Here is a 13,850-nt window from a genome sequence, read left to right on the forward strand (position 1 = left end):
GAGGCAGGCAGAGCAGTCATGACGTACGCGGTAAAGGAAATTTTCTACACGTTGCAGGGCGAGGGCGCCAATGCCGGGCGCCCGGCCGTGTTCTGCCGTTTCGCGGGCTGCAATCTGTGGTCGGGGCGCGAGGAAGATCGCGCGGACGCCGTCTGCCAGTTTTGCGACACCGATTTCGTCGGCACGGACGGCGAGAACGGCGGCAAGTACAAGACGCCGGCGGAACTCGTCGCGAAGATCGCATCGTTGTGGCCGGAAGGCGCGGCGCACAGATTCGTCGTGTGTACGGGCGGCGAGCCGATGCTGCAGATCGATCAGCCTTTCGTCGACGCGCTGCATGAAGCCGGCTTCGAAATGGCGATCGAGACGAACGGCTCGCTGCCCGTGCTCGAGAGCATCGACTGGATTTGCGTGAGCCCGAAAGCCGATGCGCCGCTCGTCGTCACGAAGGGCAACGAACTGAAGGTTGTCGTCCCGCAGGACAACCAGCGACTGGCGCAATACGAGAAGCTCGACTTCGACTACTTTCTCGTACAGCCAATGGACGGCCCGTCGCGCGACATCAACACGAAGCTGGCGATCGACTGGTGCAAGCGCCATCCGAAGTGGCGCCTGTCGATGCAGACGCACAAATATTTGAACATCCCCTGATAAGACGGTCAGCCGACGTGCAGACGATTACCCGAAAACTCGAATTCGATGCGGGCCACCGCATCCCCGATCACCGCAGCCAGTGCCGCAATCTGCACGGGCATCGCTATGTGCTCGAGATCACGCTGCAAGGCGATCTCGTCGACGTGGAAGGCGCGCCCGACCGCGGCATGGTGATGGACTTCGCCGACGTGAAAGCGCTCGCGATGGAGCATCTCGTCAACAAGTGGGATCACGCGTTCATCGTCTATGAAGGCGATGTCAAAGTGCGCGAATTCCTGCACACGCTGGCGGATCACAAGACCGTCGTGCTGGATCGCATTCCGACCGTCGAGAACCTGGCGGCGGTTGCGTTCAACATCCTCGCCGCAGTCTACGATGCACATTACGGCGTCAACCTCAAGCTGAAGCGCGTGCGTCTTTTCGAAACGCCGAACTGCTGGGCCGACGTCGAGCGCGGCTAATCTTCGGCGCGCGCCCGGCCCGGAGCAGGCCCGGCGCGCGCGCGTGCGTCACGGTATGATCGTCCGATGAGTCGCCCACCTCCGAGGCGACGAGACACGGAGCGCACGCATGCCGTCACTTCTGCCATCGTTTTCATCGCTGCGGCCGCGCGCGGCCGTCCTTCGATCTCTCGAAGGAGCCGCGCGATGAGCACGTTCACCAATCCCCTCAAGCAGCGCTTTTCAGAATCGGGCACCCTCTTCGGACTGTGGCTGTCGCTCGGCAGCGCCGATGCCGCCGAAGCGCTCGCGCACGCGGGCTTCGACTGGCTGTGCATCGACATGGAGCATTCGCCGAACGATAGCGCCGACGTCGTCGCTCAACTGCGGGCGATCGCCGCCGCGCATCTGCCGAGCGAGCCGATCGTGCGTGTGCCGGCCAACGAGGGCTGGCTCGTCAAACGCGCGCTCGACGCGGGCGCGCGCACGCTGATGTTCCCGAACGTGCAATCGGCCGAAGAGGCGGCGCGCATCGTGCGGCTCACGCAGTATCCGACCGAAGCGGCGCTGCACGGCTTGCGCGGCGTCGCGGGCGCGGTGCGCGCGGCGGCATACGGCATGCGGCGCGACTACATGGCGAGCGCGAATGCGCAGATTGCGACGATCGTGCAGATCGAATCGGTGGCGGCGCTCGAAGCGGTCGATGAGATCGCCGCGACGCCGGGCGTCGATTGTCTGTTCATCGGGCCGGCGGATCTGGCGGCGAGCCTCGGTCATCTCGGCGACGGCAAGCATCCGGATGTGCAGGCGGCGATCACGAAGATCGTCGACGCCGCGAATCGCGCGGGCATCGCGAGCGGCATCTTCGCGCTCGATGCGGCGAGCGCGAAGCAATACGCGCAGGCGGGCATCAAGCTCGTCGCGATCGGCGCGGATGTGATGTGGCTGTTGAAGGCGACGCGTCAGGCGTTGCAGGAGGCGCGAACATGAAAACCGTCGTGGCGTCGGTGGTCGCCGCGGTGATTCTGTCGATATCGATCGGCGCGGCGCACGCCGACAACGCGCCGAAGTCGGCCGATATCGCCACGCAAAACGCCGTCGCCGACTACAACGCGGGCAATCTCGTCGCGGCGCGCTCCGAGTTCCGGCGCGCCGCGCAGAAGGGCAGCCGCCTTGCCCAATTCAATTACGCGATGATGCTGCTCAACGGCGAGGGCGGCCCGGTGGACGTGCCGGAAGGCAAGAAATGGTTGCGCCGCGCAGCCGATGCCAACATGACCCACGCGCAATATGTGTACGGCAAGATGTACGACGATGGACAGTTCGTCGAGAAAGACCCGGCGGAGGCGCATCGCTGGTTCCTGCGCGCGGCGAATCAGGGACACGTGCAGGCCGAACTCGCGCTCGCCAATCAGTTTCTCGATGGACGCGGCACCACGCGCGATAACACGCAGGCGTTCACCTGGTACAAGAAGGCCGCGCAAGGCGGCGACATGACGGCGCAATACGTCGCGGGTTCGTTCTATGAGCGCGGCGGTGATGGCGTCGAGCGCAACCTGAACGTTGCGCGCGCCTATTACGCTGCGGCGGCGGCGCAGGGCGATCCGGCCGCCAAGCTGAAATATCTGCAGTTGAGCGCAGAACTGGAGCAGCAAAAGCCGCAGTGACGAGGACGGCGCGCGCTAACTCTGCATCAACCGCTTTTGACGAGCGACGCTCATGATCAGCCCAACCGCGACGCCGAGCGTCGTCAACGCGGTTCCGCCGTAACTCATGAACGGAAGCGGCACGCCGACCACGGGCAGAATGCCGCTCACCATGCCGATATTGACGAACGCGTAAGTAAAGAACGCGAGCGTGAGCGATCCGGCCAATAATCGCCCGAAGAAAGTGGCGCCGTTCGCCGCGATGAAGAGCCCGCGCGCGATGAGCGCCATATAAAGGAAGAGCAGCACGAGCCCGCCCGCGAGCCCGAACTCCTCGGAGAAGACGGCGAAAATGAAGTCGGTGTGCTTTTCGGGGATGAATTCGAGGTGCGCCTGCGTGCCCTTCAACCAGCCTTTCCCGAACGTGCCGCCCGAACCGATCGCGATCACCGCCTGAATCGTGTGGAAGCCTTTGCCGAGCGGATCGGAAGTCGGGTCGAGCAGCGTGCAGATGCGGTGCTTTTGATAGTCGTGCATCATCGGCCAGACCACATCCGGCTGGCAGATCTTGTCCTGAAACACCGCGATGCTCGCGACCGCAATGACGGCTGCGATCAGCACGGGCAGGATGAGCTTGAAACTCAGCCCGGCGAAATAGATGACGAACATGCCCGCCGCGAACACGAGCACCGCGGTGCCCAGATCCGGCTGCTTCGCGATCAGCCCGACCGGCAGCAACAGAATGACAAAGCCGACGATGTAATCCCACCAGCGGACATTGCTTTCGCGCTTCTGGTAGTACCAGGCGAGCATCAGCGGCATCGCGATCTTCATGATTTCGGATGGCTGGATCACCACGCCGACATTGAGCCAGCGTTTCGCGCCCTTGCGCGTCAGCCCGAACGCGGCGACCGCGACCAGCAACGCGACGCCGACGGTGTAGAGCGGCACGGCGAAGCGCATCAGCATCTGCGGCGGGATGTTGGCGAGCACCCACATCAGACCGAAGGTCAGCATGATGTTGCGCAACTGGTCCTCGACACGCCCAGGCATGTCGAGGCTCGCGCTGTACAGCGTCACGATGCCGACGCCGAGCAGCAGGAACACGATGAGCGCGAGCGGCTTGTCGAAGCCCGCGAACATGCGCTTGGCGCGGTCCAGCAGCTCCCGCTTGTCGAATTGCATGTGCAGTTGCATGGCGGTTTCCTTTACTCGTCGATGCCGCCGGACGGCGCGAGAACGCGCACGCCGTCGTTTTCATTGCCGCGCACCATCGAAGGCGTCGGCTCCGTCGGGCGCTTTTTCGGCGCGGGCGTGCGGCCAGGCGTGGAGGCGGGCAGTGCCGCAGCAGGCGCTGCGGGCGTCGCCGATGCGGCGCGCGGCGCCGACGCTTTCGGTGTGGAAGCAGGAAGCGCCGGCGCGGAAGCCGCTTTCGCGACTGCGGGATTCGACGCAGCCTGAGGCGAAAACGCCGGCGACGAATTCGCGACGGACGCAGGCAACGCGATGGCGGCGGGCGGTTGCGTGCCGCCGATCGTCGGCAGGCCGGCGTCTGTCGTCGCCGAGGCCGCCGCCGCGACAGCGGCCGCCTCCGCGCCTGGCTTCAGACGATCGATCAGATAATAGTCGAGCACCTTGCGCGCGATCGGTCCTGCGGATTCAGCGCCCCAGCCGCCGTTCTCGACGATCAGCGCAAGTGCGATCTTCGGCTGTTCCGCCGGCGCGAACGCGATGAACAGCGCGTGATCGCGCAGATGCTCCGCGAGCGCGTGTCCTTTGTAGTTCGACCCCTGCAGCGAATAGACCTGCGCCGTGCCGGTCTTGCCGGCCGCCTGGTACGGCGCGCCCGCGAACACCTTCGCCGCCGTGCCGCTGGTGACGACGCCTTCCATCGCCCGCTTGATGAAATCCACGTCCTTCTGCTGCACGGCGATCTTGTCGCTCGGATCGCGTACGACGGCGCGCGTCGCCTTCGAGATCGGATTTTCGATATCGCGCACGAGGTGCGGCTTCATCACGACGCCGTTGTTCGCGAGCGTCGCGGTAGCGTGCGCGAGTTGCAGGATCGTGAACGAGTTATAGCCCTGGCCGATGCCCAGGCTGATCGTTTCGCCTTCGTACCAGCGCTGCTGCTCGGGCTTGCGGTACGCCTTGCGCTTCCATTCCGTCGACGGCAGGATGCCGCGCGCCTCGCCCGCGATATCGATGCCGGTGATCTGCCCGAAACCCCACGGCTTCATGAAGCCGGCCATCGCGTTCACGCCGAGATCGCGCGCGAGCATGTAGAAGTACGTGTCGTTCGATACGACGATCGCGCGGTTCATGTCCACCCAGCCCTGGCCCGAGCGCACGTCGTTGCGGAACGTGTGGCCGCCGAACGTGAAGTAGCCCGGATCCTGGAAGCCCCAGCCCGGCGTGCGCTTGTGCAGCGTCAGCGCGGCGAGCGCCATGAACGGCTTGTAGGTCGAGCCGGGCGGATACGTGCCGTGCAGCGGACGATTCAGCAGCGGGTGGTCCGACGAATTGTTGAGCGCGTCCCACGTCTGCTGATCGATGCCGTCGACGAACGAATTCGGATCGAAGCTCGGCGCGGACACGAACGCGAGCACGTCGCCGGTGGAAGGCTCGATCGCGACGAGCGCGCCGCGCTTGCCCGCGAACGCCTGCTCGGCGACCTGCTGCAAGCCGATATCCAGCGAGAGTTGAAGGTTGTTGCCCGGCGTCGCCTGCGTGCGCGACATGGTGCGCACCGGGCGCCCGCCCGCCGTGACTTCCACTTCCTCGAAACCCGTCAGTCCGTGCAACTCGGTTTCGTAACTCTGCTCGACCCCGATCTTGCCGACGTAATCGGTGCCCTTGTAGTTGTTGGCGTCGACGCGCGGATCGTAATGATCCGAGCTTTGGTCGTTGGCGTCGCTCGCGTCGTCGATGCGCTCCTGATCGCGCTGCGAAATCCGTCCGATATACCCGATCACGTGCGCGGCAGTCGTGCCCAGCGGATATTGGCGGAACAGTCGCGCGCGCACCTCGACGCCCGGGAAGCGATAGCGCTGCGCGGTGAACTTCGCGACTTCCTCGTCGGTGAGACGCGTGCGGATCGGCAGGCTTTCGAAATTCTTCGAGTCTTCGAGCAGCTTCTTGAAACGGCGACGGTCGCGTGCGTCGATCGGAATGACTTGCGAGAGCTCGTCGATGGTTTCGTCGAGCGTGCCGTTGATCTTCGAACGCGTGATTTCCAGCGTGTACGCGGAGTAGTTCTTCGCCAGCACGACGCCGTTGCGGTCGGTGATGATGCCGCGGTTCGGCACGATCGGCGCAACGGAAATGCGGTTCTCGTTCGCCTGCAACGAGTATTTGCTGAAATGCCAGACCTGCAGATAGAGAAAGCGCAGCCCGATCAGACCGAAGCAGACGAACACGAACAGTCCCGCCGCCGCGACGCGCAGGCGGAACTTCGACAACTGTTGCTCGGTGTTCTTTATTTCGGTCATGCAGCTTTCGCGGTGTACTCGCGATTCAAGTGTAGTTCGCGCGCGGCGGTTTATTCGATGACCCGGCGCCGCGCGGCAAGACTCAGATTGGACGCGTGTCGTCCGGGTCGGCGGCGCGGCGCTGCGGCATCAGCAAGAGAAAGCTCGCGATCGGCCAGAGCAGCGCCTCGACGAATCCGTTGACCGGATAACTCCAGCCGGGGAACGCCGCGCCCGTCATCAGGCGGATGATGAAGGGCACGAGATGCGCGCCGACGAGGAGCGGCGCGACGACGAACATCTGCACGGGCAGCGTCATCCACAACACGCGGCGGTGAATGGTGATCGCGCCGTACGAAAGAAGCGTGTAAGCCAGCGCGTGTTCGCCGAGCAGATTCGCGTTGTGCACATCCATCAGAATGCCGAGCATGAACGCGATGCCCATGCCGACCTTGCGCGGCTGATGCACATTCCAGAACAGCAGTACGAGCGCCACGAAATCCGGCACGCCGATGAGCCGTCCCCACGGCATCAGGTTCAGCAGAAACGCAGCAGCCAGACTGAACGTGATGAAGTACGGATTGACTGGCTGGAGGATGTATTGCGGGCGGTTCATCGCGCGGCTCCCGAGGATGCGGGTTTCGGCGCATGCGCCTTCTTCGACGGCTTCGCCGCCGCGCCCGATGCCGCCTTGGGCGAGGCCGCTTTCGCCGGCGCAGCCTCAGCGGGCTTTGCGGGTGCAGCCGCCGCAGCCGCGGAGCCCGGCGCCGGAGCGGACGCGCCTGCCGCGGCCGAAGCGCCGCTCGCGCCCGCTGCCGCCGCAGCCTTCGGCGCGGCCTTCTTCTTGCCCTTGTTTTCCTTCGCTTCCTTCGCAGCCGCAGCCGCTTCGACTTCGATCGGATTCGGCGGCACGTTGACGTTGTAATGCAGCACGAGTAACTGACGCGCGCCACGCACTGCCGCGATCGGCACGCACACGACGCGCGCGAACGCCGTGTCGGCCTGCTTGTCGACGCGTAGCACCTTCGCGACCGGCAGTCCCGGCGGATAGATGCCGTCGAGACCGCTCGTGACGAGTTCATCGCCGGCTTGCACGTCGGCGCTGATCGGCACGAAGCGCAGATCGAGCGTGTCGCCCTTGGGCGTCCCGTAGATCACGCTGCGCAAGCCGGTGCGCGCGATCTGAACGGGCACGGCCTGATCCTTGTCGGTGAGCAGCGTGACTTCCGATTGCAGCGGAAACACGCGCGTCACCTGGCCGATCACACCGTCTTCGGTGACGACCGGCGCGCCGTCCTGGATATTTTGCTGCGAACCTTTGCCGATCACGACTTTCTGCGTAAACGGATCGCGCGTGTCGTACTGAATTTCGGCGGGCGTTTCGTCGGTGGTGGCGCGCGATTGGAGATTGAGCAGCGCGCGCAGATGCGCGTTTTCGATGGCGAGCTGCGCCGCATCGCCGGCCTTCACGGACAATTCCAGATTCTTGTTGGCGAGCTTCGCGTTTTCGCTGCGCAGCGTCGCGCTCGTCACGGCGAGATCGGCCGCGCCCATGAAGATGTCGCGCGGCACCAGCGCTGCGCGCTGCAACGGATAGAGCCCCGCGCCGAGCATTCCGCGAACGATTTCCAGCGTGCTGTAGCGAGCATCCGAAATGAGCAGGGCGATCGCGAGCACCACGAAGAAAATCAGGCGCGCGAGCGCGGAGGGGCCTTGCTTGAAAAGGGGCGGCGGACTGTATTCCATGGTCGGCGCCGAGGGCGTGAACGGATGGATCGATGCTGCAGGTTTTTTCGCCGATGGCGAAGCCTGCCCTACGCAGTTTCGACAACGGCCCGGACAGATGCCGGGCCGTGCGCCCGCCGCGTTATGCGGGTGCGTTTAGCTGTCGCGTCGAAGACCATTCAGCCTCAAGGGAAGAAGAGCGATAGCCTTCAGCAGGGAGATCACTCGTACGAGAAGATGCTGCCGAGCTTGTCCATGCGCTCGAGCGCCATGCCCGAGCCACGCACCACGCAAGTCAGCGGATCTTCGGCGACGAGCACCGGGAGGCCGGTTTCTTCGGCGAGCAGGCGGTCGAGGTCGCGCAGGAGCGCGCCACCGCCCGTCAGCATCATGCCGCGCTCGGCGATGTCCGCGCCGAGTTCCGGCGGCGTCTGTTCCAGCGCGATCTTCACCGACGACACGATCTGATTCAGCGGGTCCGTCAGTGCTTCAAGAATTTCGTTGCTCGAAATGGTGAAGCTGCGCGGAATGCCTTCGGACAGATTGCGGCCCTTGACTTCCATTTCCTTCACTTCGGAGCCCGGGAACGCTGAACCGATTTCCTTCTTGATGGCCTCGGCGGTTTGCTCGCCGATCAGCATGCCGTAATTGCGGCGGATGTAGTTGACGATGGCCTCGTCGAACTTGTCGCCGCCCACACGTACCGAGCCCTTGTACACGATGCCGCCCAGCGAGATGACGCCGACTTCCGTCGTGCCGCCGCCGATGTCGACGACCATCGAGCCCGTCGCTTCCGAGACCGGCAGGCCGGCGCCGATTGCAGCGGCCATGGGCTCTTCGATCAGATAGACCTGCGACGCGCCCGCGCCGTGTGCGGCTTCCTTGATCGCGCGGCGCTCGACCTGCGTGGAGCCGCACGGGACGCAAATGATGATGCGCGGCGACGGCGAGAACATGCGGGATTCGTGAGCGGTCTTGATGAACTGCTTGATCATCTGCTCGGTGACGGTGAAGTCGGCGATCACGCCGTCCTTCATCGGGCGGATGGCCTCGATGTTGCCCGGCACTTTGCCGAGCATCTGCTTGGCTTCCTTGCCGACCGCCTGAATGGTCTTCTTGCCGTTGGGGCCGCCTTCCTGGCGAATCGAAACGACCGAAGGCTCGTCGAGGACGATGCCTTTGCCGCGCATGTAGATCAGCGTGTTGGCGGTGCCGAGGTCAATCGCCAGGTCGTTGGAGAAATAGCTGCGCAAAAAACCGAACATTCAAAAATCCTGTCTCGCTGGGTGGCCGTTCGTCGCGAGGAGCGCCGGGGACGGCAGCGGAAAAAATAACGGTTTGCCCGGACGGCGAACGCTCGCCGCGAAGTGCAAATCCGGGAAGAAATCTACCGCAGAATGGAACGCCGTACGCAAACGTTTCTCACAATTCAATGATTCAGGGAGAAAGCCGCTGACAAGCCGATCCAGGGGTGAGTCGAACGTGTAATGATACCTTATAATTTGCGGGTATCTATAGGAAAAGGATGGCACTTTTTGCCATCGCCAGGCCTGCTTCCGAGGGCTCCTTTCAATATCGTAACTGGCTGTCGCAGCGCAGGTTTTCGAATTGAGGCTGCCCACGCTTTCTCCGGTGATTCCATGTCTTTGACCCTGACCGACGTAAAACGCATCGCGCACCTCGCGCGGCTCGAATTGCCCGACCACGAAGCCGAACCCACGCTCGCGCGTCTCAACGATTTTTTCGGCCTTGTCGAGCAGATGCAGGCCGTCGATACGACCGGCATCGAACCGCTCGCGCATCCGATCGAGCAGATCGAGGAAGTCGCGCTGCGTCTGCGTGACGACGCTGTCTCAGAGCGCGTCGAGCGCGAAGAGTTCCAGCGTTGCGCGCCTGCCGTGCAGGACGGGCTCTATCTCGTGCCGAAGGTGATCGAATAAGGCGCTTCGTGCGCCCACCAAGTGACATTGCGCGCGGATCGAATGCCCGCGCTCATCAGGGAACTGCAATGCATCAAAAAAGCTTGACCGAACTGCGCGCGGCGCTCGACTCGAAGGAAGTCTCCGCGGTCGAACTGGCGCAGTCGTATCTGCAACGCATCGAGGGCGCGAAGGCGCTGAACGCGTTCATCGGCGTCGATCCCGAGCTCACGCTCGAGCAGGCGAAAGCCGCCGACGCGCTCATCGCCCAAGGCAATGCCGGCGCGCTCACGGGCCTGCCGATCGCGCACAAGGACGCGTTCGTCACGCGCGGCTGGGCCTCGACGGCCGGCTCGCACATGCTCGAAAACTACGCGAGCCCGTTCGATGCGACCGTCGTCGATCGCCTGAAGCACGCCGGCATGGTGTGCCTCGGCAAGACCAACATGGACGAGTTCGCGATGGGCTCGTCCAACGAGAATTCGTACTTCGGCGCGGTGAAGAATCCGTGGGATCCGAAGGCGGTGCCGGGCGGCTCGTCGGGTGGCTCGGCCGCGGCCGTGGCCGCGCGTCTCGCGCCCGCCGCGACCGGCACCGACACCGGCGGCTCGATCCGCCAGCCCGCGTCGTTCACCGGCATCACGGGCATCAAGCCGACCTACGGCCGCGTGTCGCGTTACGGGATGATCGCGTTCGCATCGTCGCTGGATCAGGGCGGCCCGATGGCGCAAACCGCGCACGACTGCGCGCTGCTGCTCAACGCGATGGGCGGCTTCGACGAGCGCGACTCGACCAGCCTGCAGCGTGAGAACGAAGACTACACGCGCTATCTCGGCAAGACGTGGAACGGCGGGGACGCGGCCAAGCCGCTCGCCGGCCTGCGCATCGGCATGCCGAAGGAGTACTTCGGCGCCGGGCTAGCCGAGGACGTCCGCGCCGCCATCGACGCGGCATTGAAGCAATACGAAGCGCTCGGCGCGACGCTCGTCGAAGTGTCGCTGCCGCAGACCGAGCTCTCGATTCCCGTGTACTACATCATCGCGCCGGCGGAGGCTTCGTCGAACCTGTCGCGTTTCGACGGCGTGCGCTACGGACATCGTGCGGCGCAGTACAAGGATCTGCTCGACATGTACAAGAAGTCGCGCGCGGAAGGCTTCGGGCCGGAAGTGAAGCGCCGGATTCTCGTCGGGACGTATGTGCTGTCGCACGGGTATTACGACGCGTACTACCTGCAGGCGCAGAAGATCCGCCGCATCATCGCGCGGGACTTTCAGGAAGCGTTCAAACAGTGCGACGTCATCATGGGGCCGGTCGCGCCGTCCGTCGCGTGGAATCTGGGCGAGAAGGCCGACGATCCCGTGCAGATGTATCTCGCGGATATCTACACGCTTTCCGTGAGCCTCGCGGGTCTGCCCGGCATGAGCGTGCCGTGCGGCTTCGGCGCGGGCGCGAACGCGGATCGCCCGGTCGGTCTGCAGATCATCGGCAACTATTTCAACGAAGCCCGGATGCTCCAGGTCGCCGACGCGTTCCAGCGTGCGACCGACTGGCACCGCAAGGCACCATCGGCATCGGGAGTGTGAACATGCAGTGGGAAGTCGTCATCGGTCTGGAAACGCACGCGCAGCTTTCCACCGTCTCCAAGATTTTCTCGGGCGCGCCGACGCAATTCGGCGCGAGCCCGAACTCGCAGGCGAGTCCTGTCGATCTCGCGCTGCCCGGCGTGCTGCCCGTGATGAACAAGGGCGCCGTGGAGCGCGCGATCCGCTTCGGCCTGTCGATCGGCGCGCACATCGCACCGCGCAGCATCTTCGCGCGCAAGAACTACTTCTATCCGGATCTTCCGAAGGGCTATCAGATCAGCCAGTACGAGATTCCGGTCGTGCAGGGCGGTCAGATCACGATCCAGGTTCCGGCCAACGAGAAGGCGGGCAAGGAAGCGTATTCGAAGACCATCAACCTGACGCGCGCGCACCTCGAAGAGGACGCGGGCAAGTCGCTGCACGAAGACTTCGCGGGCATGACGGGCATCGACCTGAACCGCGCGGGCACGCCGCTGCTCGAGATCGTCACGGAGCCGGAAATGCGCAGCGCGGCGGAAGCCGTTGCGTATGCGAAGGCGCTGCATGGCCTCGTCGTGTGGCTCGGCATTTGTGACGGCAACATGCAGGAAGGCTCGTTCCGTTGCGACGCGAACGTTTCGGTGCGGCCGGTCGGCCAGAAGGAATTCGGCACGCGCGCGGAGATCAAGAACCTGAACTCGTTCCGTTTTCTCGAAGAAGCGATCCAGTACGAAGTGCGCCGTCAGATCGAGCTGATCGAAGACGGCGGCACGGTGGTCCAGGAAACGCGTCTCTACGATCCGGACAAACGCGAAACGCGTTCGATGCGCAGCAAGGAAGACGCGCACGATTACCGCTATTTCCCGGATCCGGACCTGATGCCGCTCGTGATCGAATCGTCGTGGATCGAGCGCGTGAAGGGCGAAATGCCGGAGCTTCCGGCGGACATGCACAAGCGTTTCGTCGATACCTACGGCCTCACGCCGTATGACGCGGGCGTGCTGACGTCGTCGAAAGCGATGGCGTCGTACTTCGAGGCGCTCGTGCAGAAAGCGGGTTCGGCACAAGCGAAGATCGCCGCGAACTGGATGATGGGCGACGTCTCCGCGCAACTGAACCGCGAATCGCTCGACATCAGCGAATCGCCGGTTTCGAGCGCGCAACTCGCGCTGATTCTTCAACGCATCGCCGACGGCACCATCTCCAACAAGATCGCGAAGGAGATCTTCCAGACGATCTGGGACGAGAAGGCGACGGACGACGCGGCAGCGGATCGCATCATCGAGGCGAAGGGCCTGAAGCAGATTTCCGACACCGGCGCGCTCGAAGCAATCATCGACGAAGTGCTCGCGGCGAACCAGAAATCGGTCGAAGAATTCCGCGCGGGCAAGGAGAAGGCGTTCAACGCGCTGATCGGCCAGGCGATGAAGGCGACCAAAGGCAAGGCGAATCCGCAGCAGGTCAACGAACTGCTGAAGAAAAAGTTATCCTGATCGCTCCGTCCCGCACGGGATGAATGGGCTGCTGCCGGTCGAGCCCGGCAGCAGCCCGTTTTTCATTGGCGAACCAAGAACCAAAGAGACATGGCAAAGAAACCCGGACTCGACGACTTTCGCGTGCCTTTCTTCGACGCTGGCAAAAAGCTGAAGGCGTTCGACCTGAGCGCGATCGATCCGTCCGCGAAGCCGTTTTCCAGCGGCTCGAAAGATGAAGATCGCGAACGCCTCACGGCGATCGGCGTGCAACTCGACGACCTTCAGGAGAAACTCCACGCGCAGCGCCGCCAGCGCGTGCTGCTGGTGCTGCAAGGCATGGACACGAGCGGCAAGGACGGCACCGTGCGCGCGGTGTTTCACGATGTCGATCCGCTCGGCCTGCGCATCGTGCCTTTTCGCGCGCCGTCGGAGCGCGAGGCCGCGCACGACTTCCTTTGGCGCGTGCACGCGCAGGCGCCGCAGGCCGGCGAGTTCGCGATCTTCAATCGCAGCCACTATGAAGACGTGCTCGTGCCGCGCGTGCTGAAGCAGATCGACGCCGACGAATGCGAGCGGCGCTTTCGCCATATTCGCAACTTCGAGTCGCTGCTCGCGGATAGCGGCACGACCATCGTCAAATGTTTCCTGCATATCTCGAAGGATGAGCAGCGCGAGCGCCTGCAGGCGCGCATCGACGATCCGACGAAACACTGGAAGTTCGACGTCTCCGATCTCGACGCGCGCAAGGAGTGGGACGACTATCAGGCGGCGTATGCGGACCTGCTCGGCGCGACGTCGACCGACTATGCGCCGTGGTACATCATTCCGGGCAATTCGAAGACGCATCGCAACGTGATGGTCGCCGAACTGCTGTTGCGCACGCTGCAGGACATGAAACTCGAATTTCCGCCGGCGAAGGAATCGCTCAAGGGCGTGAAGGTCGAATAAAAACGAACTCA

13 protein-coding genes are annotated in these 13,850 nt (G+C 63.9%); 8 read left to right on the top strand and 5 right to left on the bottom strand.

Features of this window, described 5'->3' with window-relative positions:
* Window positions 1–18 precede the first annotated feature (18 nt).
* From queE to NCT32_RS00285, 4 genes are all read left to right on the top strand, one after another.
* Complete coding sequence (gene queE / locus NCT32_RS00270) at window positions 19–651, top strand: 7-carboxy-7-deazaguanine synthase (RefSeq protein WP_061116728.1); 633 nt, start codon at window positions 19–21, stop codon at window positions 649–651.
* A gap of 17 nt (window positions 652–668) precedes the next feature.
* Complete coding sequence (gene queD, locus NCT32_RS00275; protein ID WP_250476138.1) at window positions 669–1,115, top strand: 6-carboxytetrahydropterin synthase QueD; 447 nt, start codon at window positions 669–671, stop codon at window positions 1,113–1,115.
* A 186-nt stretch (window positions 1,116–1,301) separates the two neighbouring features.
* The gene (locus tag NCT32_RS00280; protein WP_061116730.1) at window positions 1,302–2,084 is read left to right on the top strand and encodes an HpcH/HpaI aldolase/citrate lyase family protein; all 783 of its coding nucleotides are present in this window, start codon (window positions 1,302–1,304) and stop codon (window positions 2,082–2,084) included.
* Window positions 2,081–2,761, top strand: coding sequence for a tetratricopeptide repeat protein (locus NCT32_RS00285; RefSeq protein WP_250476139.1), 681 nt, complete (start codon window positions 2,081–2,083; stop codon window positions 2,759–2,761). Before NCT32_RS00280 ends, NCT32_RS00285 begins: the two co-directional genes overlap by 4 nt.
* 15 nt (window positions 2,762–2,776) lie before the next feature.
* Here the strand turns inward: NCT32_RS00285 and rodA are convergent, their stop codons facing one another.
* The 5 genes from rodA to NCT32_RS00310 form a co-directional block, all read right to left on the bottom strand.
* Window positions 2,777–3,925 carry a rod shape-determining protein RodA gene (gene rodA / locus NCT32_RS00290; protein ID WP_061116929.1) on the bottom strand — a complete coding sequence of 383 codons (1,149 nt, stop codon included), beginning with the start codon at window positions 3,923–3,925 and terminating at the stop codon, window positions 2,777–2,779.
* Between the two features lie 23 nt (window positions 3,926–3,948).
* The gene (gene mrdA, locus NCT32_RS00295; protein WP_061116732.1) at window positions 3,949–6,231 is read right to left on the bottom strand and encodes a penicillin-binding protein 2; all 2,283 of its coding nucleotides are present in this window, start codon (window positions 6,229–6,231) and stop codon (window positions 3,949–3,951) included.
* A gap of 82 nt (window positions 6,232–6,313) precedes the next feature.
* Complete coding sequence (gene mreD, locus NCT32_RS00300) at window positions 6,314–6,826, bottom strand: rod shape-determining protein MreD (protein WP_061116733.1); 513 nt, start codon at window positions 6,824–6,826, stop codon at window positions 6,314–6,316.
* Window positions 6,823–7,956, bottom strand: coding sequence for a rod shape-determining protein MreC (mreC, locus tag NCT32_RS00305; RefSeq protein WP_061116734.1), 1,134 nt, complete (start codon window positions 7,954–7,956; stop codon window positions 6,823–6,825). The genes mreD and mreC overlap by 4 nt, the downstream gene beginning before the upstream one ends.
* A gap of 200 nt (window positions 7,957–8,156) precedes the next feature.
* The gene (locus NCT32_RS00310) at window positions 8,157–9,200 is read right to left on the bottom strand and encodes a rod shape-determining protein (RefSeq protein ID WP_004189550.1); all 1,044 of its coding nucleotides are present in this window, start codon (window positions 9,198–9,200) and stop codon (window positions 8,157–8,159) included.
* Between the two features lie 375 nt (window positions 9,201–9,575).
* Here NCT32_RS00310 and gatC point away from each other — a divergent pair, with 375 nt between their 5' ends.
* The 4 genes from gatC to NCT32_RS00330 all read left to right on the top strand — a co-directional run bounded on the left by gatC (window position 9,576) and on the right by NCT32_RS00330 (window position 13,839).
* Window positions 9,576–9,875, top strand: coding sequence for an Asp-tRNA(Asn)/Glu-tRNA(Gln) amidotransferase subunit GatC (gene gatC, locus NCT32_RS00315; protein WP_061116735.1), 300 nt, complete (start codon window positions 9,576–9,578; stop codon window positions 9,873–9,875).
* Window positions 9,876–9,943: 68 nt separating this feature from the next.
* A complete protein-coding gene (gene gatA / locus NCT32_RS00320; RefSeq protein ID WP_250476140.1) occupies window positions 9,944–11,437 on the top strand; it encodes an Asp-tRNA(Asn)/Glu-tRNA(Gln) amidotransferase subunit GatA in 1,494 nt (497 codons plus the stop codon).
* A gap of 2 nt (window positions 11,438–11,439) precedes the next feature.
* Entirely contained in the window at window positions 11,440–12,909 is a 1,470-nt protein-coding gene (gatB, locus tag NCT32_RS00325; RefSeq protein ID WP_250489832.1) for an Asp-tRNA(Asn)/Glu-tRNA(Gln) amidotransferase subunit GatB, read from the top strand.
* A 90-nt stretch (window positions 12,910–12,999) separates the two neighbouring features.
* A complete protein-coding gene (locus NCT32_RS00330) occupies window positions 13,000–13,839 on the top strand; it encodes a polyphosphate kinase 2 family protein (protein ID WP_061116738.1) in 840 nt (279 codons plus the stop codon).
* The last annotated feature ends 11 nt before the right edge of the window (window positions 13,840–13,850 follow it).

Origin of the sequence: Caballeronia sp. INML2 (assembly GCF_023631365.1) — a bacterium.
GTDB lineage: Bacteria > Pseudomonadota > Gammaproteobacteria > Burkholderiales > Burkholderiaceae > Caballeronia > Caballeronia turbans.